The 3,960-nt window shown below is 40.2% G+C and carries 5 protein-coding genes; 2 read left to right on the top strand and 3 right to left on the bottom strand.

Annotated elements, in window-relative coordinates; translation table 11 throughout:
* Position 1 precedes the first annotated feature (1 nt).
* Complete coding sequence (locus NJD71_RS13335) at positions 2-148, top strand: transposase (RefSeq protein ID WP_319052389.1); 147 nt, start codon at positions 2-4, stop codon at positions 146-148.
* 411 nt (positions 149-559) lie between these two features.
* Positions 560-1,411, top strand: coding sequence for a thymidylate synthase (locus NJD71_RS13330; protein ID WP_319052388.1), 852 nt, complete (start codon positions 560-562; stop codon positions 1,409-1,411).
* A 207-nt stretch (positions 1,412-1,618) separates the two neighbouring features.
* Here NJD71_RS13330 and NJD71_RS13325 read toward each other — a convergent pair whose 3' ends face one another.
* Genes NJD71_RS13325 through NJD71_RS13315 form a run of 3 tightly spaced genes read right to left on the bottom strand, consistent with a single transcriptional unit; the run spans position 1,619 to position 3,732 of the window.
* Positions 1,619-2,833 carry an IS256 family transposase gene (locus NJD71_RS13325; protein ID WP_319052387.1) on the bottom strand — a complete coding sequence of 405 codons (1,215 nt, stop codon included), beginning with the start codon at positions 2,831-2,833 and terminating at the stop codon, positions 1,619-1,621.
* A gap of 57 nt (positions 2,834-2,890) precedes the next feature.
* The gene (locus NJD71_RS13320) at positions 2,891-3,403 is read right to left on the bottom strand and encodes a hypothetical protein (protein WP_102077602.1); all 513 of its coding nucleotides are present in this window, start codon (positions 3,401-3,403) and stop codon (positions 2,891-2,893) included.
* The gene (locus tag NJD71_RS13315; protein ID WP_319052386.1) at positions 3,400-3,732 is read right to left on the bottom strand and encodes a hypothetical protein; all 333 of its coding nucleotides are present in this window, start codon (positions 3,730-3,732) and stop codon (positions 3,400-3,402) included. The genes NJD71_RS13320 and NJD71_RS13315 overlap by 4 nt, the downstream gene beginning before the upstream one ends.
* Between the last annotated feature and the right edge of the window lie 228 nt (positions 3,733-3,960).

Below are 3,960 nucleotides of genomic sequence, written 5' to 3'. Positions count from 1 at the left end.
TATTTTATGGCTGCCGCCGTACAGCCCTGATCTGAACCCTATCGAGAAGAAGTGGGCACAGGCTAAGTTTCTACGCCAAGGGTGGATGGAGAATAATCTGCCTAAACTGTTTCAGGATATGGGCTGTATTTCTTTTATAGTGAACTGACTATACTTTCTATTAAATAAATCATAGGCTTTTATCTTCTTAGCGACAATCCTGCACCCATTTTCATAATAATCGACAAGTACGAAGCTATCAACAGTATCGGCATTACACTTTGGACAATGGTAAGCACCTAACTTCCAGTCATCTTTTTCGACCACTACAAGCCGACTGTTTCCATAAAAGTATCTTATAGCAAATGATGTTAGATAGAAGGATTCGGTTTCATTGGCTCCATTGGGGCATAGTCTGTTGATAAGTTATTAAGACAATCAGTTGTTACGAACAGGTTTGTACAATTGAGCCTTGAAACTTTATAATGCTCAATGAAATCAAAAGGTAAAATGTATTGTCCACGCAGTTCAACAAAAATCACCTTTTGAGCTAAGTTTGTAGTCTAACTAAGGTTATTGAATGAAACAGTATCTAGATTTATGTCAACGTATAGTTGATGAGGGTGTATGGGTAGAGAATGAACGAACTGGAAAACGCTGCTTAACCGTTATTAATGCTGATTTAGACTACAACGTAGGAGCTAATGAGTTTCCCTTAGTAACTACTCGAAAGAGTTATTGGAAAGCAGCTATCGCAGAGTTGTTGGGATATCTACGTGGTTATGATAGCGCAGATCAGTTTCGAGCTATTGGATGTAATACATGGAACGCCAATGCCAATGAAAATGCAGCCTGGCTAGCTAATCCTTATCGTAAAGGTAAGGATGATATGGGCCGAGTTTATGGTGTACAGGGACGAAGATGGCGTAATTCAATAGGAGAGGAGTTTGACCAACTTCGTAAGATTTATAATAACTTGCGAAACGGTATTGATGATCGAGGTGAAATTCTAACCTTCTACAATCCAGGTGAGTTTCATATGGGATGTTTACGTCCTTGTATGCATACTCATACATTTTCGTTGCTAGGTGGAAAGCTTTATTTGACTTCATCACAACGTTCATGTGATGTACCATTAGGTCAAAATTTTAATCAGATTCAAGTGTTTACCTTACTAGCTCTCATGGCTCAAATTACGGGCCACGAGGCCGGAAAAGCTTATCATAAGATCGTAAATGCACATATTTATGAAGATCAATTAGAATTAATGCGTGACGTGCAATTAAAACGCGAACCTTATCCGTCACCTAAGCTTCATATTAACCCTGAAATTAAGTCTCTCGAAGATATTGAAACATGGGTAACATTGGATGACTTTAAAGTTGAAGGATACCAGTATCATGAGTCTATTGCCTATCCATTCTCAGTTTGATATAAGCATAAAGTGAAAGCTGAGAAGGTTGATAAACTTTTATTAGGCATGAAGTATTAATATATGTGATTTGTACTATGGGATATATGCTTATTAGCTAAGCTCTCGCTAGCTTTTAAGTACAAGGAAATTAAGTTTATACTTTTATAACAAAGGTGGTCTCGATAGATTAGTGCGAGACCATCCCAGATTCTGTGTAACTGCCATTTAGATTAAATGCTTACTGATACGGTCATCAAACATAATCATAAAACGATTCAGAGCAGACGTCCAGTTACGGATTGGCATCGACCACTTTTTAGACGCCTGCTGGGTGGCTAAGTACACCACTTTGAATGCTGCCTGATCAGACGGGAAGACCTTACGCTTATTCACTGCCGTCCGAATCACACTGTTTAGCGACTCTATCGCATTGGTGGTATAAATCACTTTTCTGATGTCTTTCGGATATTCAAAGAACACCGTTAAGCCCTCCCAGTTATTACGCCAAGACTTGACCACGTGCGGGTAATCTTTGCCCCAAGTCTCATCAAAGTGCTCAAGATTGGCCTCTGCCATCTCAAGGGTATCAGCACCGTAGATGGCCTTTAAATCAGCCGCTACGGCCTTTTTATCCGTCCAAGGTACGAACTTCATGGAGTAACGTACCATGTGTACGATACACAGCTGAACCTGTGCCTTTGGATAGACGGTGTTAATGGCATCAGGGAAGCCCTTTAGACCATCGACACAAGCGATTAAGATGTCTTGTACCCCGCGGTTTTGAAGCTCGGTAAGAACACCTAGCCAGAACTTAGCGCCTTCATTCTCTGAGAGCCACATACCAAGCAGCTCTTTTTTACCGTTAAGGTTAACGCCTAGGGCTAAGTAAATGGCTTTGTTGATGATCTGCTTGTCTTGACGTATCTTCACGACGATGCAGTCTAGATAGACAATAGGATAGATGCTGCTCAGTGGCCGGTTCTGCCATGCGGTGATGTCATCTAAGAGTTTATCCGTGACTCTTGAGACAAGAGAGCTTGATATATCAACGTCGTAGATGTCTTTGATGGTTTCGACAATTTCAGTGGTGGTTTGACCCTTGGCATAAAACATGATTATTTTATCATCAAGGCCACTGATACGGGTTTGATGCTTACGCACTAACGCAGGTTCAAAGTCACCATCACGGTCTCTTGGGGTGGAGATCTCAAGATTGCCTGTGTCACTGCGGACGGTCTTTTTAGTGTGGCCGTTGCGCTTATTGGGCTTGTCTGCCTTCTCATGTTTAGGGTAGCCGAGATGCTCTTCCATCTCAGCCTCTAAGGCAGTATCAATAAAGGATTGCATGAGCTGCTTTTGGAAGTCTTTGATGTCATCGAAGCTGTTCATGCTACCAGCCATTTGCTCGGCTAGTTTTTTAATGTCAGATTGAGTCGTCATTGCTTATTCTCCTGTTAATGGATTATAAGCAGTTACACAGTTTTTAGGAAACTCCCATTAGTGCATCAGCTGGTTCGGTGTTGCATCTTTTAAAGCTAACATTTGTCTCAGTTTTTTAATCTCCTGTCTAGCTTCTAATAACGACCTTTTATCTGTATCAGATTGTTTTTTATAATAATCTCGTGACTCTTTCATTTTTTGTAACCGTTTATCTGAGTGTTGAGCGACTCTTTTTATATCTTGATATTCATTAAACCAGTAGATAACCTCATTTTGTGCTTGAATCATCTTTGCTTCAAGCACATTCTTAACATCAGCGTTATCTATAGCTTTTTTTTCTTTACGCGATTTCTCTTCAGCTTTTCTGATATCTTTGAGCTGATTTAGCTTTTGGACAGGCCAACCACGGTTTGTAATAGTATTTCGATGAATACCAGTCATCTTCGAAAGTTGCGCTATAGTGGGTTTTAGTTTTTTATTATTTTGAAGATCTATTAGGGCAATATTTAGAGCAGAAGTTATTGCTTCATAGTCATCATTATTTTTTTGATCATAAGCTTCATTACTCATAGTTCGATTGCCTCACCAAGATTTTCCAATACCATTTTGGCCTCGTTCATTGCTGCTAGAATTTGCTCACGAGACTCCAAATATTCTGGTTTATTGAGGTTGTTCTTATTTAACATGTAAACTTCACGCCATTTAGGAGCATGCTTGGTAGTTACAACGGCTTGTTTGCATCGAGCAGGGTTACAACGTAGCGAACCAATACATGGTAGGCTTGAGTCATACTCTTCTGCTCTACCACCATAGCAAAGCCCTTGTCCCATATAGACCATGGCAACCCCTTGATCTACCATAGCCTCATAAATCTCATCCTCTGTGTATCCTTCAGCCATATATCCATTAAACGTCTTGATCAGACCTTTTTTATGCTCACTCGCTTTACCACCATAATATGTACCATTTGGATTATGGGCAGTTTTAATAGCATCTAATTCTGACCTATGCTGTCAAATCTGTAGACATTGACTTGGGAGATTTTAGTTACGCAGCTTGACGATAAAAATCAAACCACACCTGTCTTGGCGTTTTATAGCCCAAACCCTTTTGGATTCTAGTCTGGT

This window comes from Psychrobacter sp. PP-21 (assembly GCF_033790785.1).
Classification (GTDB): Bacteria; Pseudomonadota; Gammaproteobacteria; order Pseudomonadales; family Moraxellaceae; genus Psychrobacter.
Note: the sequence above shows the minus strand (reverse complement) of the source record. Positions and strands in the feature narration are given on the sequence as shown.